Genomic DNA, 26,372 nt, shown 5'->3' on the forward strand with positions numbered 1-26,372 from the left:
TTGAATGGAAACCGGATGGTCATTAACTTTCCGAACAACTATCCATTGAGATATTATGTCCTGCGGGGAAAGCAGAAGCCTGTCCGCATGATTTTTTAACATACGTATTGGGTATGTATCTTCGAAAGAAAGCAATAACAGCGGGGACGACTGGAAGTAATTAGCGCTAATCAGCGCATACATTGATTGGAAAAATGCATATGACTAACCATAAAAAGACCATTCCCCGAAGATTTTCGGATGGCCGGTTTCAGCGTTTCTATGCTCGTTCTTTCAATCATTTTAAAAACAGAAAAAGATATTCATCTTCAGATTATCAGTATTTAAACTGAATAAAAAAGAATTTCGCGCAAATATAGCACATTTTACCCGGCAGCAATTAAGGTATTCCTGTGCAAACAGAAAAAAAATTTTGACGAACGTCCGATTTTATGTGGTGAATGACCGGATCCTTTCTTTAAACGGAAAATCCGAACCTCTATTTCAGGCAAAAAATCATACAGTCTTCAGCAACCAGAATTAGTATTTCATCACCTTCCGTGTTTCCACATTGCCGGAAGTGGTAATTACTTTTACAATATAGGTCCCCTGCGGCCAGCCATCGGATTGAATCGCCACTGATGTTTTGCCGTAGCCAGGAAAGCTTTTATCGAGCAATACCCGGCCGGTAATGGAATACACGGTGACACGGTTCATGTCTTCATCAGCCGACAGGTTCAAACTGTTCTGAACCGGATTGGGCCATACCTGTAATGGGTTATCGTTAGCAGAAACAGCCGGTACATCGGTTACAATTTTGTCTTTCGTAAATTTCTCGGTTGAATATAGCCGGTACTCACCCGGAGCTAAATTAACCATGTATGAATTGTTGGTAAGAGTAATAGAATCGCCGGTAAAATATTCATACCACTTTCCGGTAACCGGGAAGTCAACAGACATATCCGCACTCGTTAATCCAAAGTTCCCCTCGACTACCACGTGCTGATTATCCTTGTTCAGTTTAATCCATTTCGTGACTCCGTTCAATGAGTAAGTAAAATCGGTGGTTGAGAAGATGCCATAATTGCGCTTCAGGTAAAATAACTTGGCATACGTCTGGAAAACATCGGTGCGATCCGGATCATCCACATAGCTCCAAAGAGGCTCTTTCTCTCCTGTACGACTCGGCACATTGATGTCCTTATCATTACCCAATTCGTCGAACATATAAAACATTTTCGGACCAGGAATGGTAAAGAATAACGCAGCATTCAGCTCGATTCGGTTTAACGTAGTAGGTACATCTTTTATGTTGTAATCTCCATCAGCCAACCCTGAGGTTTCGGCTACATAGGCTACCCGTTGTTCATCGTGGCTTTCCATATATCCAACCAGTCGGGATTTATTCCAGCCACGTTGCGAGTATGAAGCCCAGGAAAAATCAGCATTATTATTAGCCACATTTCCTTTCGCTGCATTTTGGGCCGCCCCCGACATATTGCCCCAGAGCAGAATTCCTTTATTATAATCGGCTAAAACCGTTTCCTCATTATTATCAGCCAGATGCTCAAAAATAACCAGTGCATCCGATTTCCGTTTCCATACCTGATCGGCCATTCGCTCCAAAATCCGGATACGATCGGCATCATATTTACTTCCCCACGGATCGGTTGCCAACGGTTTGAAATTATTGGAAAATCCTTTGGTAAAGTCATAGCGGAAACCATCCACTTTGTACTCGCCCATCCAGAAGGAATTGATGCTATCGACCAGCTGTTGTGTCGCCGCACTTTCGTGATTAAAATCGTAGCCCCATTGAGCATCCGGATTTTCGAAATTACTTTGCTGATTATACCAGGGATTTTGTGCGGTAGGCGCACCATCTTTAAAATATAATTGCACAAACGGGCTTTGGCCGTACGAGTGATTCAAAACCAAATCAATCACGACAGCGATACCTCTCTTATGGCATTCGTCAACCAGTTTCTTCAGTTCATTTTTCGGGCCATAGTACTTATCCGGTGCGAAATAGAAATCGGGGTTATACCCCCAACTGCTGTTGCCTTCAAATTCGTTTACCGGCATCAACTCCAGCACATTGATATTCAAATCCTGCAGATAATCAAGATGATTAATCACCCCCTGGAAAGAATGTGATGCATCAAAATCTCTCACCAGCAACTCATAAACGACCAATGAGTCGGGAGATGGTGAAGAAAAATTGGTAACCTGCCAGTTATAAGGTGTTTGCGCCGTTTGAAAACTGGAAGTAATCCCGGTTGTCTTCCCGGTAGGATAAGCAATCAAATTTGGATAAGTGGTACTGGAAATATATTGATCGTTCCAGGGATCACTCACCTTTTCCGTATAGGGATCGGCAATCTTGATGGTCCCATCAACCAGATACTGATACAGATACTCCTTCCCTTTTTCAATATTCAAAGTAATCCAATAATAATCGCCATCCTTATGCATCTGGTATGCTGCGGAGGGTTGCCAGTTATCGAATTCACCCAACACATACACATCTTGTTTATATGGAGCCCAAAGCACCAGACCGACGGTCGTATCATCAACGTAATTAATTCCTTTGTGGTAAGCAGCCGGCATTGTTCCGGTCAAATCCTGCCGAATGGTGACAAAAACCGAATCATATTTTATTTCAGCGCCAGCCTGGGCCTTGGTAATCAACCAGTGATCGCCCGATTGCGGCAAAGTGGCTGTATAATCGAGGCTTGTTCCTGTTGCAGTTTGCAATTCGGTATCATCAAGCAAAAGCGTGATATCGGCCGGTTCACTGGCCACAATAGAAACCGGGAGTGATTCACCAGCCATTCCAATGTACGGAGATGTGACCGAATTCTGAATTTCCAGCACGCCTTGTGCTGTCACATCCAGCAAATAATCCGGATTGGTTTTGTTATCTCCGGAGCCGTCTTTCGCTTTAGCAATCACACCAATTTTCTTAATCGTCGTCGGATCGACGTTCGGCCAAAGAGCCGAAGGAGTAAAGGTGAAAGAATACTGATTATTCCCCTCGCTAGTCATTTTATACGCATCGCTGGTATTGGCCCAGGTTCCCTGGTCGGTTGGATTTCCGGTATCCGGATCAGAAAGCCAGATCCACAGGTAAACATCCCCCCAATTTGCTGCTGTATCAAAACTTTTCAGGTCAAAAATTACTTTTACCTGTTGATTTGCCGTAATAAAAGCCGGTTCAGTAGTTACAGAATAATCTGTAACGGTTTGTGCCCCTGCCGTCAAGCTCACAAGCAGGAGTGCGATCAGGAATAGTGTTTTCTTCATCAGTGTCATCTGGTTCTCAGTATTATGATTGGAAATAATTTATTATTATTTATGAAGCCTGTCGGCCCGCACATATATGGATATACCTCTTGAAGGCGCTTTTAGTTCCACAAATCCACTTCCGGATACATTCACTTCATCGCCGGGCCGGAGCAAATTCATCAGCTTTTTACCCGCCAAGTCGGAGTAGCACTTTGCTTTCGTGTCAGCCACGCAACTTAGCTCTTTTGAGTCATTATTGTTTAAAACTAAAATGGCACCGGAGTTCTTCTCTCCGCCTTCACGTATCGCCACAAATAAATTACCGGGAGCAGAACATTCGTTAAACTTCAATGGAATCATTGAACCGTTAAGGTATTTGGCCCGGATTTTAATTAATTTATCAATAAAGGATTTCAGCGAATCAGGTGACTGAACCGAAAATTTCTTGTCGTTAACGTCATGTTGCTTTACCCCATAATAATGTGGATAGAAAATGCAAGGCCGTTCAGGCGCAAACAAAATGTAGGCATAGGCCATCCGCCAGTCTTTCACGATCCACTTATCATGTTCTTTCCCTGTATCATGATTCTCGGCAAAGCTGACCACCGATGAAGCCGGCAATTCATACTTTTCGTTATTGCACATCGAAGCCCTTGCCAGGCGTTTCATCGAAAACGACTTTCCATCGCCATTACACATGTCGGTCAATGCTTTCTTCAGCGGAAAATCGAAAGCAGTAACATTGGGATGTTTTCCGTAAAAACGGTAATTATTCACACGTTGTACCCAGTCATGTATCCTGCCGGGATAATTGGTAAAATATTCACCGACAATAAAAGGTTGTTTTCCGGCTGAACCCGGAGGGAGGTTCGTCACCCATTTGGCGACCATTTCCGGCTGGTAACCCTGAACAAAATCCAGGCGATAACCATCGAAACCAATGGAATCGGCCAGCCACTTGCCCCAATCCATCAGCCGTTGCTGAACTTTGGGATTCAGGGTATTCAAATCGTTTCCAAACCATTTCACATTGGTCATCAGTGTATCCCGGTTTCCCGGAAAACCAAGCGAATCCGTTGCATCGGAAGGATGAAAATCGGAATAACACCATTTCAGGTTAGGAAGATTTCCGTGATCGACATAGTGGATACCTGTATGTGTTAAAGCAAAAAGGGAGTCGTTTACCGATTTTCCACTGAAGGTTACATCGGCAATGTAATAAGCATTGGCCTGATCGGTCCATTGAAAGTTCTTGTCATCAGTACCTTTTTGCGCGGCCAAACGAATAGTGACGGGCTGACCTGTTTTACCTGCAGGAACTTTAACCCGAAAAGATTGCTCACTTTCAGGAGATAAAATATTCCTGTAATATTTTTTTTGAGGTGCTTCCTCTGATTCATTTCCGGCAAAGGCCGGAAAATTGCATTCAAATTGAAAAAAACGTTCTGATGCCGGCGCACCGAAGTTCAAATGAAATCCACGGATGTGGAATAAATAATTACCGGGCCGGGAAGGAATGAATTGCCAGACAATCTCATTGGTTGGATATGGAGCATGGGCTTTTCCATCAATCACTGCTTGTTCCTGCATATACTTTTTTACAACAGGGTTTCGCTCCAGGTCTTTTCCCTGGGTCGAATACATGTGATTCATGACCATGTCGGCGTAAATGTCCATTCGCCGACCTTTCGAAGTATCATGTGCCACATGGAGAAGGTTCATCAATTCGGCTTTCGAACCGAAACGGGTCTCTACGGTTCCACATTGGTTGAAATTTCCCAGGTCGTAATGATCATAAATGCCATAACCCATGTCATATATTCCCCAATTCCCTTTACAGGGAGAAGGAATCCATAATGCTTTGATCCCTGCAGCTTCCAGTTCCGGTATTTCACCGGCCAGTTTATCCCACCAAATGCCATTCAAATGTGCAGCATCAACTGGCGGATCCCAGTAGAATGCCTGCATCATGACATCAGACTGAGCCCGTGCAATTGAATGAAGGGCAAGAAAAATAAATACTATGGAAAGTAATTTTTTCACTGTAGGCAAATAAGCTTGGTAATATAAAGTGACTTGAAATAAATAATCAAAAACCCCTTCAGATAAAATAAGAAGAGGTTTTTGATAGAAAGAATCACTACAGCATTTCTGCTGTAGTGATATAATTGCATATTAGTTTTTCGTTATCGTTGCTGTTAATCCCCATGGATCAAATGTAATGGTATAATTACCGTCTGAATCAATAACGAAGTTAGCGCCACCTGGAGTCAGAGCATTAAGGTCGCCACCATAATCCACCAGCCAATCATCATTTGCACGGAATTTAGCTTCTCCGGCAGTCAAATCAAGCGTAATCGTGAATACATCATTCACAGCATCCCAGGTCATATTCTGATCGGAATTCCATCCGTCAGGAGTAGCACTACCAATAAGTCCCCAACGGTTTACGCTGTAAGTGTATTCGTTCGGATGGCTAAGATCCAACTGAATGGCATAATCCGATTCAGTATCCACTGCGATGTTGGCTCCGCCCGCTTGCAATGTGCCGTCCGCATTGTCGCTTCCGTAGTTGTAATCCCAACTGTGATTAGCTCTGAACTTATACTCTCCGGCAACGAAGTGAACCACACCTCTCCATGTTTTTGAGGTTTGATCATAAGAAAGTGCGGTCTCATCATTCCAGCCGTTCGGGGTTGCACTACCAATAACACCCCAATCGGTCATGGTAACAGAGTAAGACATATCACCAAGGTTGGCTTTGATCAGGTAATATCCATCAGCAGGAATGGTAATATCACTTCCCGGATTGGTTAAGGTATTGGTTCCGGATCCGTCATCACCAAAAGTATGAGGATCGTCCCAGCTGTGATCTGTCACAAGCTTAATTCCTCCCTGGGTCAGGTAAACATAGCCTTCAGCGACTCCACCACTAGTAGGCGTTGAAATAATATATTCCGCAGCATCGCTGTTATCCCAACCATTATAAGCTCCGACTACCCACATTTGGGTAATATCGGCCAGTGTAGTGAAGGCAATATCATCACCGTAAGCGGTTCCTGCACTATTCGTTGCGTAAGCACGAACATGATAAGTAGTATACAATGTCAGCCCGGAAAGATTACTGGTAAATGCACCGGTACCTGTGCCTCCGTCAATCACGTTATCAGTGATAGTTGGATTCTCAGTTTCACTCCAAACAAGTCCTTTGGCAGTTACGTCCGCTCCACCATTATAGGTAACATTACCTCCTGACACAGCAGAAACTTTTGTTATCTCAGTAACTGCAGTTGTAGTGACAACTGGCAAATCCACGAGAGTCTTAAACGTCACCTCGGGGCCATAACCAGTACCTGCACTGTTGGTAGCATAAGCACGGACATAGTAAGCCATGTTCCCTTTCAGGTTTTCCAGACTACTGGTAAAAGTACCCAGGCTATCACCATCGGTGGTGAAGCTGTTAGAAAGGGTTGGATTATGTTCTGTACTGAAACATACCCCCCGGGCAGTAACGTCAGCACCTCCGGACACAGTCACTTCGCCGCCTCCCTTCGCTGAATTACCCGTGACATCGGTAATGTCAGCCGTAGTTACCGTCGGAACAACCGGCAAAGTAGTAAATGTCAGCTGCTCACCATAAATTGTTCCGGAAGAAGTAATACCATATGCCCTTGCATAGTATTTAGTCGCATAGTCCAGGCCACCAATTTTCACGGTGAAGGCCGCTGTTTTCTCGTTACCGGAATAAACCGCCTTGTTATCGTCGACTGTGGGAAGGGAGTCTTTACTATAGACAATCCCCTTTTCAGTGAATCCCTGTCCTTCCGACACGATAAATCCAACAACCGTTGCCGAATCAGAAGTGACGTCCATTTTCTCCGTCGTGGTGAGCTTGGACTCCAAACGCACCTCCGACATATCCTTTGTACAGGCGGCAAAAACGATTGCCGCTGTAACAAAGGATGCTATCATCATATAAATTGATTTTCTTTTCATAGAAATATCGTTTAATCTCATCCAGATTGATTAATTCTTGATAAAAGTAACTGAACCCGAACTACCATTCAACGTAAGATGGATGGTGTAGTTTCCGGCAGATGTGATAATAATGTTACCATTACCATCAGGTAAGGCCAAAGTTCCGCCATCTGCTGGCAGGTCAGTATCTGCACCAGGTCCCCAGTTGACACTCCAGTCACTGTTCAGCCTGAATTTCATTGGGCCGGCAGGCAGGTCAATGTCGATATACCAATATCCTTTATCTGTATTGTAGGCCATCATATGGTCAGGTTGACCACCCCAATCGGTAAATGCACCAACGACTCCAACATTATAGGGTTGAAGGGCATAAGTAAGATTGTTGATGTCTGCATCCAACTGATACCATCCATCTCCCGGAGAAGTGATAGCATCTCCATCAACTTTCAGTTTACCATTATTGCTGCCGTTGTCACCATAGTTGGTAGCTGCATCCGGATCATTCAGTGTAAACAGATCGCTAGCAGTCAGACTTACATAACCAGTGTAAACGCCATCACCTAACACGGATTGAATCTTCTGGGTCGTGCCCAAACCTATCAAATCCAAACGGGGCAAACCATAAGGGGTCACATCCACCGTTTTGATTTCAGAACTGTAGGTTAATGGCTTTGAGCTCGTACCTATAGCTCCGGTACCGGCGTCTACCACCAGATTAGCACGCAATCTCAAATCAACTGATGTCGCTACATCTCCCTTGAATGATCTGAGAAGAATTGTGTTTAAATCACTAACCTTGATCTTCATTACATCAGGACTAGTGCCAGAAATCAAAGTAATTGGATCAGCAAAGTTTTTTCCGCTGGCACAAGCTTCGAGAAAATAGTTAGCTGAAGCCTGGAAACCCGGGTCAACAGGGGTCCCACTAAATGTCAGCGTATCATTACCTGCCGACCGCTGAAGGGTCAGGTCGGGCACCGTTGTTAGCGTTGGTGCAATTGGATTGTCCAGCATTACCACTTTCATGCCGTCGTTGTCACACGAGGTAAAAAGTCCGATCAATCCAATGAAGACCAATAATATTTTTAAATGCTTATTCATTGTTTCGAAGTTTTAAGGATTAGTAACCTGGATTTTGCATAATGTTCGTGTTCGCTGATACCTCATCTCCAGGAATTGGGAAGAGGTTCAGATGGCTATCCGTACTGATACCTGCGTAGGAGCCACCTTTCCAGGTCCAGTTATAAGTACCGTCAGTAAATTGACCAAAACGGATCAAATCGGTACGACGCTGAGCCTCGTAGTAGAATTCACGTCCACGCTCATCCAACAGGAACTGATCTGTAAGCTGTCCGGCCGTTATATCTCCGCTGGTGTTACCATATGCACGTTCGCGGATTACATTAACATCCTTAACAGCATCTGCATCATTACCCAAACGATGTAAAGCTTCCGCTCTCATCAGGTAAGCATCTGCCAGACGGAAAATGGGGAAGTCGGTACAAGCAAAAGCCGGGTTGTAATCTGCCGGTTTTGAACCGTCAAGATTAAGGGCCGTGAACTTATAAACCCCCACGCCAAAGTCACCATTGGAAGAAGGACTTGGAATATTAATGCTCCTCTTCTGTCTCAGGAATACGCGATGATCGGGTGATTGGGCGAAAATGGTATCGGAAGCCGGAACCGAGGTATTACCATAAGTTGCCAGGGTATCCACCATAACATTCAGGAAGTCTTTCCTTGCTCTGTTACCGTTCCAATTGGTATTGGAAGTTAATCCGGCATATTGCTCAGCAGGAATATAGGTTGCATCACAACTTGACTCGATAATGAAAGTCGTACCCACATAACCCTGTGTATGGACTCCATCCTGCTCAAGAGCAAAAATCATCTCCGGGTTGTGGTTACCATCATTGTCAGCGCTAAAGTTCTGGCGATAATCGGTAGCCAGCGAATAGTTACCGCTGTTGATTACTTTATCGCTATAAATCTTACAGCTGTCCCACTTGGCTTGTCCTGTGTAAACCTCTGCATTCAGGTAAACCCGTGCCAGCAACATCCAATCAGCCGCTTTATCCGCTTCAGGATACGAAAATCCAGGTTCACCCAATGTAGGTTCGATAGCGTGAAGTTCAGAGACAATGTAATTGAACAAATCAGCCCGTTTGATCTGCTTAGGGAAGAATTTACCAACCCCGTCGGCTTCGGTTGTAAAAGGCGGGTTACCAAACAGGTCCATCTGGTAATAGTAAGCTAAAGCTCGCAGGAAACGTGCTTCAGCCGTATAGCGTTGTACGGTTGGATCGGTATTATCTTTGGTTTTGCTAATAAAATCGTTGGCATAAGTAATACTCAAACTCAATCGTTGGTACAATGCGGTAAGGAATGGGTTACTCGGGCTCCAGGTCTGGGTATTCAGGTCGGCAATGCCGATATCACCCCAGGCACAAATTGCTTCGTCGGTGGTAATTTCCTGCAGGTTCCAAAGAGCCCGGGAAGTGGTGAAGAAGTTAGCATCAGACGCGCTGATATCAGCGTTGTCATTACTCTGACCAGAAACGATAAAACTGGCGTAGATTTTCCCCAATACTTGCTTCATATAGACAGGATCGTCACCTAAGTTTCCTGCCATAATCGTATTGGGATCGATTGGCTTCACATCCAAATCATTCACGCATGACTGCATCAGCAGTGCGGAAAGAAATATTCCTAATATGATATGTATTTTCTTCATGTTACTTACTGTTGTCGATTAATAAGTCAGGTTTACACCAAGCGTAAAAGTACGTGCCCTGGGATAGAAATTGCTGTCAATTCCGGGTGTTCCACCAGAGTAAGGTACTTCTGGGTCAATACCATCGTAATTGGTAATGGTAAACACATTCTGGACGGTAAAACTTACCCGTGCACTCAGGTTGTCAACCAGGTTGTCAAACTGGTAACCTGCACTCACATTATCCAATTTAAAGAATGACGCATTCTGAACGAAATAGTCACTTGAGAACTGACGCTTCACAAAATTGGTATTATTCAAGGACCTTGGGAAGTTCTTCCAGTACCCAATTTGCTGCATCTGATCCAGCGATGAACCAGCCTGCACCATGTTGTAAACATAGTTGCCAATGTTTGCCCTTGACGAAGCAGAGAAATCAAAATTCTTGTAATTGAAACGCAGCGACAGTCCCATGGTATAATCCGGAACCGGGTTGTGATAGATATATTTATCATTGTTATCACCACTCACCGTACCACCATTACCGGAACGATCGACGTACAATCCTTCAATTGGGTTACCGTTGTTATCGTACACCTGTTGGTTCACAAAGAATGAATAAGCTGGATGTCCAACGCGGGTTACCTGGTTTTGACCTGTCATTCCACCACCATACAAGATACCAATATATGAAGGATCATCTGTCATCAGCAATTTGGTAATCTTGTTTTTATTGTAGGTTAAGTTGAATCCAATGTTCAACGACATGTCCTTTTTGGAAATCGGGACCATGTTGAGAGAGAATTCAACTCCTTTATTTTCCAGGCTACCGACGTTGGTCAACAACGTGTTGGAGAAATTACTGCCACCGGGAATAGTCACCTGGTTCAACAAGTTGTCAGTAACACGGTTGTAAACATCAACCGAACCGTAGATGCGGTTATCAAGGAAACCGAAATCAAGACCGATGTTTTTCGTAGTAGTCTCTTCCCATTTGATGTGTGGATCATATGCATCCGGCCGCAAAGTAGGGAGAAACTCACCACCAATCTGATAGTAATATCCCTCATTCGACAATATATATTTTGCCTGGGCCGGGTAATCGCTTCCGATATCCTGCTGACCGGTGATACCCCAACCTAAACGCAGCTTCATTTCAGAAATCGCATTCACATTTTTCAGGAATGACTCCTCTTTCATTTTCCAGGCAAATGCAGCAGATGGGAAAAGTCCCCACCGATTCCCTTTGGCAAAACGGGAAGAACCATCATCACGAATGGTAAAGGTCAACAAATATTTATCAGCCAGGGTATAGTTCAAACGTCCGAAGAAAGATACCAGGTAGTTTTCTGTAGGAGTTCTGGTACTATCAGTTTTCTGGTAAGGATGATTTTCGTCAACAATGCCACGTGTATAGTTGAAATTTTCATGCTTAAAGTGTTGCCAAGAATAACCACCTGTTACATCCACTTTACTGTTAATTGACTTAATGTCCCTCTTGTAGTTCAGGTAGAAATCAAGCAAGTCGTTGTAGTTTTTACCATCATAGTTACTCAGCCTGCCCCAGAGAGGATTGGTTAGAGTGGACGGAGAAGTAGTCGGACGGTTGTTATGCCCCTCACTTTTGCTATAATCCGTTGCCACATTCAAATTAGCATGCATATCAGGAAGGAAGGGCAGCTTGTAGTCTACCTGAACATTACCGACAAAACGTTTTACATTCGACTTATTATTGACGGCCAAAGCCTGCTCCACCGGGTTAGGCGTGCCCAGGTTGGCTCCATAATTCTGCCACTGATAATAACCTGCCGAACCTGTTTTAGTAGGGTCGTAAACCGATTGGGTCGGGTCCATGTTAATGGCTGAACCAATGGCACCGGTATCACCAAAATTATTATCGGTATTCATCCCCTTTGCACTAACGTTGAATTTCAAATCGCCATTCAGCAATGAAGGATTCAGGTTGATGGCGGCTGTCATTCGCTTCATCCCGGTATTTTCCAGAATACCTTTTTGGTTGGTATAACCTACCGATACGCGATAAGGCATCCATTTTACAGCACCGGATAAACTCAGGTTGTGTTGATGAGAAATCGTTGTACGGAAAATCTCTTTCTGCCAGTTGGTATTTTCCTGTCCCAGGTTACTCAGGTTCTCAGCACCAAACAAATCCATATGGTTGGCAGCGATTTGTCTCATTTCATCACCCGAATACACATCCATATATTTTTCGGGAGTCGCTACCGATACATTACCATCGTAGGCAATTTTCATCGGAGCGCCGGCTTTCCCTTTTTTCGTGGTAATCAGGATGACACCGTTCGATGCACGTGAACCATAAATAGCAGTAGCCGAAGCATCTTTCAGCACGGTGAAAGTCTCAATGTCGTTCGGGTTAATGAACGACAGGAAGTTGCCACTACCCGAAATTGTATTATTATCCAGTGGAACGCCGTCGACAATAATCAACGGATCATTGGAAGCATTCAAAGAAGAGCCCCCACGAATACGAATCGTTGCACCACTTCCGGGAGCGCCGCCGCCGGGAGTAATCACCACACCAGCACTTTTACCTACCAACAGGTCCTGTGGAGAGGTAATGGCCCCTTTATTGAAATCTTTCGAATCAACAGCGACTACCGAACCGGTAGCATCGCTCTTCTTCACTTGACCATAACCAATCACAACAACTTCATCCAGGCCTTTGGTTTCAACGGCCAAGGCAACGTTAAGTGTAGTTTGGCCACTTATGGTAATAGTTTGTGATCTGTAACCAATAAACGAATAAACCAGACTCTGGCCCCTGGTCACATTTAGCCGGTAATTACCATCAAAGTCGGTTGTTGTACCATTTGTAGTACCGGCAATCACAACTGTTGCTCCCACCAAAGGCTCCTTGGTGGACGCGTCTGTGACCTTACCGGTAATTGTCATTTCTTGCGCAAATGACACGTTTGCCATGAGTAGTGCTGAGAACAGCAACAAAACATGTAATTTTCCAAAGACAAACTTCATAAGGATCAAATTATAGGTTCATAAAAACAGAATTAATACGATTGAAATGATTCCTTTTTTGAAAGGAATTAAACAGTTGAAAATCATCCATTATTCTTTCCGGAAACAGAGCTGATCACACTAATTTCCAATTCAAATAAACATTTTTTAACTTTAAGTTAGGGTATGATTATGTTCATCACGTCATAATTTCTTAACGCAAACGATTGCGATGACGTTTGCACCCCACATGTTTTACAACATATATACTAAGAAATGCTCCTCTTCGTTAAAAAAACGAAAAGATATATTACGGCTCAGATGTTTTGGATTACTTTAAATTTTCTTTACTTTGACACAAGTAGTGCTTTTCATAATATTTTGACCAGCGGAATAAAAAAATGAAGGGTAGCCAGGTAACCATTAAAGACATAGCAAAAGAATTAGGCATCTCTGCATCGACAGTTTCCAGGGCGCTGAAAGACCATCCGGATATCAGTGTGGAAACCAAGCGCATGGTGAACGATTTGGCTAAAAAACTAAAGTATAAGCCGAACGCTGTTGCCTTGTCGTTGAAGTGTAGCCACACCAATACCATAGGTGTTATCATTCCCGAAATCGTCCATTATTTCTTCTCGTCAGTTATTAGCGGGGTGGAAGATGTCGCCTACGATGCCGGGTACAACGTGATGATTTTCCAGTCGAACGAAAAGTATGAGCGTGAGGTAACCAATGCACAGGCCCTTCTGTCCAACCGTACCGAAGGTGTTATGGTTTCCGTTTCGAAGGAGACACACAACTTTGAGCATCTTCACATGCTGGAAGACAGTGGCATACCCTTGGTATTCTTTGACAGAATCGCCACCGGGTTCACCTCCGATAAAGTTATTATAGACGATCACAAGGCGGCCTACGCGGCAACGCAACATATGATTAAAACAGGATGTAAACGCATTGCACACCTGGCAGCGCCACAAAACCTGGCCATCGGCGAAAAAAGACTGGAAGGTTATAAGGATGCATTAAGGGATGGAGGCCTTCCTTATATCGAAGAATATGTCTATCCCGCCGACGCCGTGGAATTGGCCGAAAATGCCATTGAACACCTGATGCATCTGCCTGAGCCGCCTGACGGTTTATTTGCCAATAACGATTTAACGGCCATTGGAGCGATGAAAGCCCTCCAGCGTAGGGAATACAGGATCCCGGAAGATATCAGCGTCATGGGATTTTCTGCTGGCCGGTTCTCCGATTTTACCACTCCAAAATTAAGTTCGGTCGACCAGCATGGTTATGAAATGGGCGCAGAAGCCACTCGAATTTTATTGAAACGCATTGCCAATCCGGATTATAGCTATGGCGAAACCAAAGTCATCGATACCAACCTGGTTATTCGGGAATCGACACGCCCGCTGTAAAATATACCATGCACCGCAAACGATTGCAACAAGGTATATTCAACAAGAAGATTATATTTTTTTGATATAAAAGCGGTTACCGCTTGCAAAAAACAAGTGGCTTAACTATTTTTGACCCGAAAATCATTCCATTCTATCTTTCCACTTCGCACGGAATTGCTTCCGGCGCACAATTGATCTATCTACTTTCCATGAAAGAAACAACGGGCAGCCCATGCTTTAAGCATTGGTATGTATCACCGTTTCAATTATTTATTAATTCTGACGATAATTTATTTAACGTATGGCAAAAAAACCACGCCTAAACTTTTGGCAGATCTGGAACGTAAGTTTCGGCTTTCTGGGGGTCCAAATCGGATTTTCCCTGCAAAATGCCAATGTCAGCCGTATTCTGTCAAATCTGGGCGCCGACTTGCATTCGCTTTCATTTTTCTGGCTGGCCGCTCCCCTGATGGGATTAATTGTCCAGCCCATTGTTGGCGCTGCAAGTGATCGCACATGGAACCGGATGGGAAGGCGCGGCCCATACATCTTTGGAGGTGCACTGGTAGCCACCATCGCTATGTGGCTCATGCCGAATGCATCGGCCTTGGTGGCCATCATTCCTCCCATTATTTTCGGGGCCATGATGTTCGCCCTGATGGATGGCTCCTTTAATATTACCATGCAACCTTTCCGGGCATTGGTCGCCGATATGGTACCAGAAGAACAGCGGACACTGGGTTATTCCATCCAGAGTTTTCTGATCAATGCAGGTGCAGTCATCGGTTCGGTATTACCCTATTTCCTGACCAACATTTTGCATGTGCGGAATACGGCTCCCAGCGGGGAAGTACCGCCTTCGGTTATCTGGTCGTTTTACATTGGCGGAAGTATCTTGTTGTTATCGGTCCTTTGGACCGTGTTCCGCACAAAGGAATACCCTCCGGAAGAGTATTGTGAGCAGAATGACCTGGATTACGAAGTATGGCAAAATGCTAAAACGGAAAAAAAATCGTTGCTCACGAACCTGAAAAACTTTTTTGAGCTTTTTGCTAAAATGCCTAAAACGATGGCTCAGTTAGCTATCGTTCAATTTTTCTCGTGGTTCGCCCTTTATTTAATGTGGGTTTACACCACTCCGGCAGTTGCCCAACATGTCTATGGAACGCCAATTGGAGATTCTTCATCAGCTGCTTACCAGGAAGCCGGAAACTGGGTTGGCATTTTGTTTGGGGCATACAGTCTTTTCGCCGCCCTGTTTTCCATTGTCATGACCAAAATCGCCAGCCTCATTGGAAGAAAACCAACCTATTCGCTTGCCCTGGCGCTGGGCGGAATAGGCTACATCTCCATGTATTTCTTCAACACACCAAATTCACTACTCATCTCAATGGTGGGTATTGGTATTGCCTGGGCAGCCATTCTGGCTATGCCTTACTCCCTGCTGTCCGAAGCACTTCCGGCTGATAAAATGGGTGTCTATATGGGAATATTCAATTTTACGATTGCCGGCCCGCAAATCATTTCCGGAATTGTTGGCGGTACAATCGTGCGCGACATTTTTGGCAACCAGGCCATTTACATGATGATCATCTGCGGAGTATCCATGTTACTGGGTGCCGCAACCGTATTTTTTGTAAAAGTGAAAAAACACGAAGTTATAACCATCGAATAATTTTCATGACACAGATAAAAGCTTGTTTGTTCGATCTGGACGGGGTAGTAGTCGATACAGCTAAGTATCATTTCATTGCGTGGAGAGAATTGGCGCAGGAACTGGGGTTCGATTTTACCGAAGCCGACAATGAGCGGCTGAAAGGAGTGAGCCGGGTGCGTTCGCTGGAAATTCTGCTGGAAATTGGCGGTATTGAGTTGGATGATGAGAAAAAAGAACAACTCGCAGCCCAAAAAAATGAAAACTATGTCAGTTATATCCGGAAAATGAAACCGGATGAAATCCTTCCCGGTGTCGAAGATTTCCTGAAAAAATTAAAAGAGAACGGAATACTGATAGCACTGGGATCGGCCAGTAAAAACACACCGTTAATCCTGAAACAAATCGGTTTAACAAACATGTTCGATGCCATTATCGATGGGAACAGCGTATCGAAAGCGAAACCGGATCCGGAAGTATTTCTGAAGGGTGCAGAGGCGCTTAACGTAGAGCCAGGTGATTGTGTGGTTTTCGAAGATGCACAGGCCGGAATCGAAGCAGCCCGCAATGCAGGAATGCATGTAATTGGTGTTGGACATCCCGACAACCTGAAGAATGCGGATTTTGTCATTCCGGGTTTTGAAAAGATGACCATCGAAAAATTGAAATTCGATTAAAATAAGATACTGACTAATTATCAATTAAGTAGTCACCCGATAGAAAAGTTAAATAGAAGTTCGTCTGAGAAACACAAGGACGGGACTTGATAAACCAAATGGAAAATGAAACGCGCCATGAGCAAATTCCTTTCATGTAAATGCCTGATGGTATATGGCGGGTTTCGTGTGATCTTAAGGAATAATTTATAAACACATGAAACAGTACCTGATCAATGACGAGTGGAAAATTGTAGAGGACAAATTTCACCCGGAATACAATAAGATTTCAGAAAGCGTGATGAGCCTCGGTAACGGACGGATGGGCCATCGGGCTAATTTCGAAGAACAATATTCCGGTGAAACCCTCCAGGGTAATTATGTTGCGGGTATCTATTATCCTGACAAAACCCGCGTAGGTTGGTGGAAAAACGGTTATCCGGAATATTTTGCCAAAGTGCTGAATGCCGCCAACTGGTTGGGTATTGACGTGCGCATAAATAACAACGTCCTGGATTTGGCCCAGGCCGAAGTAAAAGCATTCCGGCGCGAACTCAACATGAAGGAAGGTCACCTCACCCGAACAGTAACAGCCGGTCTTTCATCCGGTGAAGAGGTTTCTATTCATTCTCAACGACTGCTCAGTATTGTTGATTCAGCAACCGGAGCGATCCGTTATTCACTGAAAGCAAATAACTTCTCCGGCGAAATTACCCTCCGGCCTTACGTTAACTTCGACGTGAAGAACGAAGATGCCAACTACGACGAGAAGTTTTGGGACGAAGTAGGCAAAGAAGTAAACAGGGGAGAAGGCTACGTTACAGCCGAGGTCCGTAAAACCTTTTTCCACGTGACGACCGGAATGAAATTCAGGGTACTGAAAAACGGACAGGAAATTAAAATTAATGCTGCCACCGAAGAACGTAATAAGTACATCGCAAATAGCTTTACAGTAAATGTAACTGAGGGAGATGAGATTACCATTGAAAAGTTCGGTGTCAACCTCTCATCGGAATACCATCCCAAGCAAGGTCTTCAGGCGAAAGCCAAAGAACTGCTGCATGCCGTTTACAACAAAGGTTTCGACCGGATGATGAAAGAACAGGCCGATGCCTGGGCGGTGAAATGGGAAACCAGCGATATCGTCATCGAAGGCGACGTGTCGGCACAACAAGGAATCCGGTTCAACATTTTCCAGCTGAACCAGACCTATACCGGTGAAGACGAGCGTCTAAACATTGGTCCCAAAGGATTTACCGGAGAAAAGTACGGCGGTTCTACCTATTGGGATACAGAAGCCTATTGTGTGCCCTTCTATCTGGCAACGGCTCCGCAGAAAGTATCACGCAACCTATTGTTGTATCGTCATAAGCACCTGCAAAAAGCTATTGAGAACGCCGAAAAACTCGGTTTCAAAAACGGTGCAGCCCTCTACCCCATGGTAACCATGAATGGAGAGGAGTGTCACAACGAATGGGAAATAACCTTCGAAGAAATTCACCGTAACGGCGCCATTGCCTTTGCCATATACGATTACATCCGGTATACCGGCGACGAGGATTATCTCGCACCTCATGGATTTGAAGTGCTGCTGGGAATTTCCCGTTTCTGGGCACAGCGCGTCAACTGGTCCGAAGCAAAACAACAATACGTGATGCTGGGCGTTACCGGTCCGAACGAATACGAAAACAACGTGAACAATAACTTCCACACGAACCGCATGGCACAATGGACCCTGCGATACACGCTGGAGGTAATTGATTTCCTAAAGGAGAATCACCCTGACACCTATGCGGAGCTGACAAAGAAATGGCATTTCGACGAAACTGCCGAAATGGCTAAGTGGAACAACATTATAGAGAAGATGTATTTCCCTTTTGATGAAGAACGCGGAGTATTCCTCCAGCAGGATGGTTTCCTCGATAAAGACCTGACGCCGGCTGCCCAGCTTCCGGCTGAAGAACGCCCGTTGAACAAAAACTGGTCGTGGGATCGAATTTTGCGCTCATGCTACATCAAGCAGGCCGACACCTTACAAAGCATCTTTCTATTCGAAAATGAATTCGACAAGGAGACCATCAGGCGTCATTTCGATTTCTATGAGCCCATTACGGTTCATGAATCCTCGCTTTCTCCATGTATTCACACCATTTTGGCATCAACCTTAGGCAAAGAGGAAAAAGCTTACGAAATGTATTTGCGGACTGCCCGTCTCGATATCGACAACTACAACAGCGATACCGATGAAGGTTGTCATATTACCTCCATGGGCGGAACCTGGATGGCCTTTGTGATGGGCTTTGGCGGCATGCGTGTGCGCAATGGCCATGTCATACTAAATCCGTTTATCACGAAATCCTGGAAATCGTATGCATTCCGCATCAACTTCCGGGGTGCCTGGCTCCAAATTAAAGCCAGCCAGGGAAAGGTCTACATCGAGAACCACTCGGCAACTGCTTGCCCGCTGACCATCTACGGAAAAAATTACACCCTTGAGGGCAAGCAAAACATCGAGGTTGAACACCAAAGCCTAATCACTAAATCTTAATAACAATGCCAAAGTATAGAAATCTATTAGCCCTAATCGCCCTGATGTTGCTAACGACGTTAGCAACACGGGCAACCGTTAAACCAAAACTTGACCGGGTAGAACCGCCGAACTGGTGGGCCGGAATGAACGATCCACACCTGCAACTGATGGTGCACGGACAAAACATCTCGGATACGAAGGTAAAAATCGATTATCCGGGTGTCCGGGTAGAAGGTGTCACTTCCGTGGAAAACCCCAACTACCTGTTCATCGATCTGATCCTGGCCGACACAGTTAAGACAGGCTCATTCGATATTCTCTTTACCAAAAATGGTAAAACTGTTCAACAGTATACATACAAGCTGTTAAAAAGGAGAAAAGGATTAGCTGAGCGGAAAGGTTTTTCCGACAGCGATATACTCTACCTCATCATGCCCGATAGATTTGCCAACGGCGACCCGTCGAATGACTCGGTTGACGGACTGCTGGAAAAAGCAGATCGGAGCGATCCCAATGGCCGTCATGGTGGTGACATTAAGGGAATTGAAGATCATCTTGATTACATCGCAGCACAGGGCTATACTGATATTTGGGTCAATCCTGTTCTCGAAAACAATCAGCCTAAATATTCTTACCATGGATACTCCACTACCGATTTTTACAAAGTCGACAAACGTTTGGGTACGAACGAGGAGTACAAAGAACTTTCGGGAAAAGCCAAAACCAAAGGCATCGGCCTCATCATGGATATGATTTTCAACCACATTGGTTCCGGCCACTGGTGGATGAAGGACATGCCGATGAAAGACTGGCTGAACGGTTATCCTAATTACGAACTGACCAACTTCCAGAAGGCTGTAACGCAGGATCCGCATGTCTCGAAGAAAGATTATAACCAGCTTTACGATGGTTGGTTTGTTCCGTCGATGCCCGATTTGAATCAGAAGAACCCCTACGTGGCCAATTACCTGATTCAAAACTCTATCTGGTGGATTGAATACGCCGGTCTGAGCGGCATCCGGATGGATACCTATTCTTTCCCAGACCAGCACATGATGGCGCGTTGGACCTGCCGGGTAATGAAAGAGTACCCGAATTTCAATATTGTGGGAGAAGAGTGGAGCACTTCACCCGCCATTGTTTCATACTGGCAAAAGGGGAAAAAGAATCCGAATGGATACACGTCCTGTCTCCCAAGCTTGATGGACTTCCCCATTCAAAATGCACTAAGCGTTTCGCTTACCGAAAAAGACAAATGGATGCACTTGTACGAAACCCTGGCGATGGATTTCCTATATGCTGATCCCGACAACCTGGTTGTTTTTGCCGACAATCACGATACGGAACGCTTTTTCTCCCGTGTGGGTGAAGACTATGGCAAGTTTAAGTTGGGAACCGCTTACATTTTAACCACCCGCGGCATTCCGCAGATTTACTATGGAACGGAGATATTAAGCACCGGTGGCGTCAATGGTGAAGGAGACGGATTCAAACGGAAAGACTTTCCCGGCGGATGGGCCGGTGATAAAGTGAATGCCTTCACCGGCGAAGGTCTGACGGCGCAACAAAAGACCGCTCAGGAATTTGTCAAAAAATTGGTCAACTGGCGGAAATCAAATGAAGTGGTAGAACACGGTAAACTGATGCACTTCATTCCGCACGACAACATCTATGTCTATTTCCGTTACAACGACAAAGGCATGGTAATGGTGATTCTGAACAAAAACACTGAAGCCAAATCTCTGTCAACAGCCCGTTTTGCTGAAATCATGAACGGATTTACCCGTGGACACGATGTGGTTAGCGGCGATAATATTACCGACCTGTCAACCATTACGGTTCCGGCCATGTCGCCCATGATTATTGAACTGAAAAAGTAACAGGACTAAAAAAGCATATCGCAGTGAAGTATGTAAAACAACTTGCGGTTTTATTTTTACAGTTCGCTTTGATTTCTCCCCTCATGGCAGGGGAGAACCCGTTTTCAAATCCCCGGTACCGTTCGTCGGTTTATGCCAACGGGCAACTGCAAATCAAAACGGACGAAGGCCTTCTGACATTAACGCCTTTCGGCCCGAAAATGGTCCGGGTTGCGTTGACGGAGAACGGGGAATTACCACCATCGTATGCAATCGTTGCTCATCCCGACACGGCACATATAACTGTCAGGGAAGACAAGAATTCTGTTACCCTGAGCCTGTCTTCGCTTCATGTTTCAGTCCGGAAAAATCCGCTTCAGATAGCTTTTATCCGTAAGGGAACAACCGATACCATTGCCGTACAAAAAACTACATTTTCCCGGCAGGACACTACTGGTTTTCGTTTCCGGCTGCAACCGGGGGAAATGATATTTGGCGGTGGAGAACGGGCCATTTCGATGAATCGAACTGGTCACCGCCTGCACCTCAACAATGAAGCCCATTATGGCTACGGATGGGGTGAAGAGAACCTGAATTTCTCGGTTCCTTATTTTGTGTCGTCCAACGAATACGGCATCCTGTTCGACAACCCGTCCATCGGCTATGCCGATTTGGGTAAGACAAATGCCGGAACAATGGAACTGGGTGCATCAGGCGGTCAATTGGTTTATTATTTCATGGCGGGAAAAACCTTCGAAAGCCTGCACCATTCGCTGGTACACTTAACCGGGACGCAGCCTATGCCTCCACGTTGGGCGCTGGGCAACCTGCAGTCGCGTTTTGGTTACCAAACCGAGCAGCAGGCCCGAAATATGGTCGACAGCATGCAACAGGCCGGTTATCCGCTCGACGGTATCATCCTCGACCTGTATTGGTTTGGCCAGGGAGAAAAAAACTGGCGTATGGGCGACCTCGACTGGTTCAAACAGAACTGGCCGACACCGACGAAGATGATCGCCGATTTCAAGAAGAAAGGCGTTCACACGATTCTCATTACCGAGCCGTACATTCTGCAATCATCGAAAAACTTCCCGGAAGCCGATAGTCTGGGTATCCTGGCCGATGATGAAAGTGGAAAGACGGGCATCATTTCGAAGTTCTATTTTGGCAAAGCCGGATTGATTGACATGTTCGATCCTGTAGCACAGGATTGGTTCTGGGAAAAATACAACAAGCAAATCAAGATTGGCGTTTCCGGCTGGTGGGGAGATTTGGGCGAACCCGAAACACTGCCGTCCAACCTGGTTTTCATCAATGGGAAAGCAAACGATGTTAAAAATGCATACGGCCTCGTCTGGAGCAAAATGCTGCACGACAAATACGCAGCGAACTATCCGGATGTACGGTTGTTCCACCTCAACCGCGCCGGATTTGCCGGTTCGCAGCGCTACTCCAGCTTCCCGTGGTCGGGCGATGTGGGGCACTCCTGGGCGGGATTGAAAGCACAGGTTCCGATTATGCTGGGCATGAGCATGTGCCAGATTCCATACGCCAGCTCCGATTTGGGTGGCTTTTCCATTGGGAAAAAGGACGAAGAATTGTATCGCCGCTGGTTACAATTCGGTGTGTTCAATCCCATCTTCCGCCCACACTCGGGAACAGTGCCTCCCGAACCCATTCACTATTCCGGTTCAACGCAAACGATCGTGCGCAATTTCATTAAACTGCGTTATCGGTTGATGCCCTATAATTATACCCTGTCGTGGCACCAAAGCGTAACAGGAGAACCGCTGGCCTCCCCCGTTTTTTACAAATCGGCTTATCCGAAAAAATACTGGTCCAACAACGACCTGTATTATTGGGGTGATGCTTTTCTCGTTTCGCCGGTATTGGAAGCAGGCGAAAAAACGAAAGACATTTTGCTGCCGCGAGGTACCTGGTTCGACTATTTCACCGGAAAGGAATATGATGGCAATGGCTGGGTTCATTATAATTTGAACGACTCAACCATCCCGGTATTTGTCAAGGCCGGAAGCTTTATTCCATCGGTGCCGCTATTCTATTCAACAAGTCAATATTCCAGCCGGAATCTAACGGTCGACTATTATCATTCGCCGGAAGTAAAAAAGGCTGAGTACACGATGTACGAAGACGACGGCCATACGCGGGATGCATACAAAAAAGGCGGGTATGAATTGCTGCACTTCACACAGAAATCAAACACAGATAGCATGAAATTCCGGTTTGCCCGAAACGGTGGACAATATTCCGGTGCACCGGAAAACCGGGAGATGCGACTGGTTGTTCACCATGTAGGAGTTATCCATATTGTGCAGGTTGACAATGTCCAAATTCCGGTAAACGAGAATAAGGGACCATCACAATATTCCGCTGAGTTAAAAGATGATATTCTCGTTATTCATTTTCCGTGGAAGATGAGTGATGAAGTGACCATACAACTGAATTAATCGTTATTCTAAAAAAGAAAGTGATGCTTAGATTAAGAAACTTATTTGTATTGGCCCTGATGGCTGGCGTATTTTTTACCGCATGCAACGGTACGTCAAAGAAGAAAACCGAGAAAGCAGCCACCGAAAACGCTGCTACTGGTTCTGTTAAGTCAGAAGCTATTTTCCCCGATTGGTCCCGCGACGCCACCATTTATGAGGTAAACATCCGTCAGTATACCAAAGAAGGAACTTTTGCCGCTTTCGAAAAAAGCCTTCCGCGCCTGAAAAAACTGGGTGTTAATATTCTTTGGATTATGCCGATCAATCCCATTAGTGAAAAGAACCGCAAAGGTAAATTAGGTTCGTACTATGCTGTTCGGGATTATAAAGGCGTAAATCCGGAATTCGGCAACCTGGCTGATTTCAAACACCTGGTAGACAAAGCACATGAAATGGGCTTCCACGTACTGCTCGACTGGGTGGCTAATCACACCGGCTGGGACAACAAATGGATTACTGAACATCCCGATTGGTACACACAGGACTCGCTGGGTCACATTATCTCTCCCGTTCCGGACTGGACTGACGTAGCCGATTTGAATTACAACAATCCGAACATGCGCGCGGCCATGATCAACGCCATGAAATACTGGGTGAAAGAAGCCAACATCGACGGTTACCGTTGCGACGTTGCCGGCAGCGTTCCGGTCGATTTCTGGAACCAGGCGCGTACGGAACTGGATGCCATCAAGCCTGTTTTCATGCTGGCCGAAGATGCTGATAACATGGACCTGTTGAAGAAGGCATTCAATGCCAATTATGGCTGGCCTTTCCTTCACATCATGAACGAGATTTACAAGGGGGACAAAACCTCGGCTGATATCGTCAATTACTTCGAAAAAACCTATGCTGCCTATCCCAAAGGATCATATCCGATGATCTTCACCACCAACCACGACGAAAACTCTTGGAATGGCACCACCTACGAACGCCTGGGCGATGCAGTAAAAACCTTCTCGTCACTGACTTTTGTCGTTCCCGGAATGCCCTTGATTTACAGTGGACAGGAAGCTGGCCTGCGCAAACGTCTCGCATTCTTCGAAAAAGATGAAATCGATTGGAGCGACCTGTCGATGAGCAATTTCTTCCACAAGCTTATCCAGCTGAAAAAAGATAATAATGCGCTTTGGAATGGTAACTCAGGCGGCGACTTCGTTACGCTGGAAAATTCAGCCATGCCAAAAGTGCTCACATTCTCCCGACAAAATAATGGCAACCAGGTAGTATCTGTATTTAACCTCTCGCCGGATCCGGTATCATTCGAAATTACCGGTTCTTTCCAGGAAGGAACATTCAAAGAAGCCTTTACCGGACAAGAACGTACGTTAAACGGCATTTTCAAGCTCGATCCCTGGGGTTACCAGATATTTGTAAAATAGTTTAGTTTGGTTTAGTTAGTTTTTATCGTTGAAGCATCTTCCTTTCGGGGAAGGTGCTTTTTTTTTGACTAAATCAGCAAAAATAAAATTTATGTCCACTCTAAATAAGATTTACAATGCATCAAATACACAAACTCAAGTTCCAATTGGATACTCAACTATTTCTTTTTTTATAACTTAAGCGCGAATTAACCCAACGTAACCTGAAAACGTCATGACTCAACCGAGATTAGATCGCCGTCATTTTTTACGGTTGGGAGTTACTGCTACGGCCGGACTGGCAACTGCCGTTGCTTTCACTCCCGAAAATGCGAGGGCTTCATCAAAAGCCGACAAGAAAATCATTACCCGGAAACTGGGTAATACCGGCATCGAACTTCCGATTGTTAGTATGGGCGTAATGCGCGCTGACAATCCCAACATCCTGAAAGCCGCCTACCAGGTTGGCATCAAACATTTCGATACAGCTCATGGTTACCAGGGTGGCCGAAATGAAGAGATGGTTGGAGCGTTTTTCAAAGACAAACCACGTGATTCGTTTATCGTTTCCACGAAAATCCATCCTGACCGCCGAGGCATTTCCACCGAAAAATTCATGGAAATGCTGGACATTAGTCTGAAAAGGCTGATGATGGATCACGTCGACATTCTTTATCTGCATGCAGCAAACGACAAGGATTATACACTCGATCCGCGCTACCTGGCCGCCCTGAAACAAGCCAAAGCTGAAGGCAAAGCGAAACACCTGGGAGTCACCACGCATTCCAACATGGCAGAGGTGATCAACGCCGCGGCAGACAGCAAAATTTACGAAGTTGTTTTAACCGCCTATAACTTCCGTCTGGCGAAAGACGAAAAGCTGCACAAAGCCCTTAAAAGAGCTAACGAAGCAGGTTTGGGTATCATCGGGATGAAAAGTATGGCCGGAGGCTTCCTCGACAAGGAAAAACAAAAGCCGGTAAACTGCAAAGCCGCTTTAAAATGGGTGCTTTCCAATCCGAATGTTCATACCTGTATTCCCGGCGTCACTACTTACGAGATGCTGATGGAAAACTGGTCGGTTGTTTCAGATATCGAGCTGGATTCAAAAGAAATGAGCGACCTGCAACTGGCATCCAGCGAAGCAGGGCTGTTTTGTCACGGCTGTCAAAACTGTACCGGACAATGTCCCGAAAATCTGCCCATCCCCGACCTGATGCGGTCGTACATGTACAACTACGGTTACAGCTATCCGGCAAAAGCATACGAAACAGTGGCAGCACTCTCGCTTCCGGAAAATCCGTGTGCCAACTGCGATGAATGCACGGTTAACTGTCCCAACGGTTTGAATGTTGGCGAACGGGTGGCCGATATTGCCCGTATCCGGAATATCCCGGGAGAATTCCTGGTATAATCATAAATCAATTGACTTTCAACTATCCGGGAAGGATTG

The 26,372-nt window shown here is 45.3% G+C and carries 14 protein-coding genes; 8 read left to right on the forward strand and 6 right to left on the reverse strand.

Annotated elements, in window-relative coordinates; genetic code table 11:
• Positions 1 to 519: 519 nt before the first annotated feature.
• The 6 genes from GJU82_RS13230 to GJU82_RS13255 all read right to left on the reverse strand — a co-directional run bounded on the left by GJU82_RS13230 (position 520) and on the right by GJU82_RS13255 (position 12,973).
• Positions 520 to 3,294 (reverse strand): alpha-amylase family glycosyl hydrolase, encoded by a 2,775-nt coding sequence (locus GJU82_RS13230; protein ID WP_153632579.1) that lies wholly within the window; start codon positions 3,292 to 3,294, stop codon positions 520 to 522.
• 36 nt (positions 3,295 to 3,330) lie between these two features.
• A complete protein-coding gene (locus GJU82_RS13235; RefSeq protein WP_153632580.1) occupies positions 3,331 to 5,310 on the reverse strand; it encodes an alpha-amylase family glycosyl hydrolase in 1,980 nt (659 codons plus the stop codon).
• Positions 5,311 to 5,442: 132 nt separating this feature from the next.
• Entirely contained in the window at positions 5,443 to 7,263 is a 1,821-nt protein-coding gene (locus GJU82_RS13240) for a SusF/SusE family outer membrane protein (protein WP_194831056.1), read from the reverse strand.
• Between the two features lie 30 nt (positions 7,264 to 7,293).
• The gene (locus GJU82_RS13245) at positions 7,294 to 8,346 is read right to left on the reverse strand and encodes a SusE domain-containing protein (RefSeq protein WP_153632582.1); all 1,053 of its coding nucleotides are present in this window, start codon (positions 8,344 to 8,346) and stop codon (positions 7,294 to 7,296) included.
• Between the two features lie 19 nt (positions 8,347 to 8,365).
• A complete protein-coding gene (locus tag GJU82_RS13250) occupies positions 8,366 to 9,979 on the reverse strand; it encodes a RagB/SusD family nutrient uptake outer membrane protein (RefSeq protein WP_153632583.1) in 1,614 nt (537 codons plus the stop codon).
• An 18-nt stretch (positions 9,980 to 9,997) separates the two neighbouring features.
• Positions 9,998 to 12,973: a TonB-dependent receptor gene (locus GJU82_RS13255; protein WP_153632584.1), complete on the reverse strand. Its 2,976-nt coding sequence runs from the start codon at positions 12,971 to 12,973 to the stop codon at positions 9,998 to 10,000.
• Positions 12,974 to 13,353: 380 nt separating this feature from the next.
• Between GJU82_RS13255 and GJU82_RS13260 the strand changes: the two genes are divergently transcribed.
• The 8 genes from GJU82_RS13260 (at position 13,354) to GJU82_RS13295 (ending at position 26,333) form a co-directional block, all read left to right on the forward strand.
• Positions 13,354 to 14,370 carry a LacI family DNA-binding transcriptional regulator gene (locus GJU82_RS13260; protein ID WP_153632585.1) on the forward strand — a complete coding sequence of 339 codons (1,017 nt, stop codon included), beginning with the start codon at positions 13,354 to 13,356 and terminating at the stop codon, positions 14,368 to 14,370.
• Positions 14,371 to 14,653: 283 nt separating this feature from the next.
• On the forward strand, positions 14,654 to 16,027 hold the full coding sequence (locus GJU82_RS13265) for an SLC45 family MFS transporter (protein ID WP_153632586.1): 1,374 nt from the start codon (positions 14,654 to 14,656) through the stop codon (positions 16,025 to 16,027).
• Positions 16,028 to 16,032: 5 nt separating this feature from the next.
• On the forward strand, positions 16,033 to 16,683 hold the full coding sequence (pgmB, locus tag GJU82_RS13270) for a beta-phosphoglucomutase (protein WP_153632587.1): 651 nt from the start codon (positions 16,033 to 16,035) through the stop codon (positions 16,681 to 16,683).
• A 196-nt stretch (positions 16,684 to 16,879) separates the two neighbouring features.
• Complete coding sequence (locus GJU82_RS13275; protein ID WP_153632588.1) at positions 16,880 to 19,210, forward strand: family 65 glycosyl hydrolase domain-containing protein; 2,331 nt, start codon at positions 16,880 to 16,882, stop codon at positions 19,208 to 19,210.
• A gap of 5 nt (positions 19,211 to 19,215) precedes the next feature.
• Positions 19,216 to 21,072, forward strand: a complete 1,857-nt coding sequence (locus GJU82_RS13280; RefSeq protein WP_153632589.1) for a glycoside hydrolase family 13 protein — start codon at positions 19,216 to 19,218, stop codon at positions 21,070 to 21,072.
• Between the two features lie 83 nt (positions 21,073 to 21,155).
• A complete protein-coding gene (locus GJU82_RS13285; protein WP_153632590.1) occupies positions 21,156 to 23,519 on the forward strand; it encodes a TIM-barrel domain-containing protein in 2,364 nt (787 codons plus the stop codon).
• Positions 23,520 to 23,542: 23 nt separating this feature from the next.
• Entirely contained in the window at positions 23,543 to 24,940 is a 1,398-nt protein-coding gene (locus GJU82_RS13290) for an alpha-amylase family glycosyl hydrolase (protein ID WP_228488699.1), read from the forward strand.
• A gap of 214 nt (positions 24,941 to 25,154) precedes the next feature.
• Positions 25,155 to 26,333 (forward strand): aldo/keto reductase, encoded by a 1,179-nt coding sequence (locus tag GJU82_RS13295; RefSeq protein ID WP_153632591.1) that lies wholly within the window; start codon positions 25,155 to 25,157, stop codon positions 26,331 to 26,333.
• Positions 26,334 to 26,372: the final 39 nt, after the last annotated feature.

The sequence above is a fragment of the Prolixibacter sp. SD074 genome (genome assembly GCF_009617895.1).
In the GTDB taxonomy this organism is placed as follows: Bacteria; Bacteroidota; Bacteroidia; order Bacteroidales; family Prolixibacteraceae; genus Prolixibacter.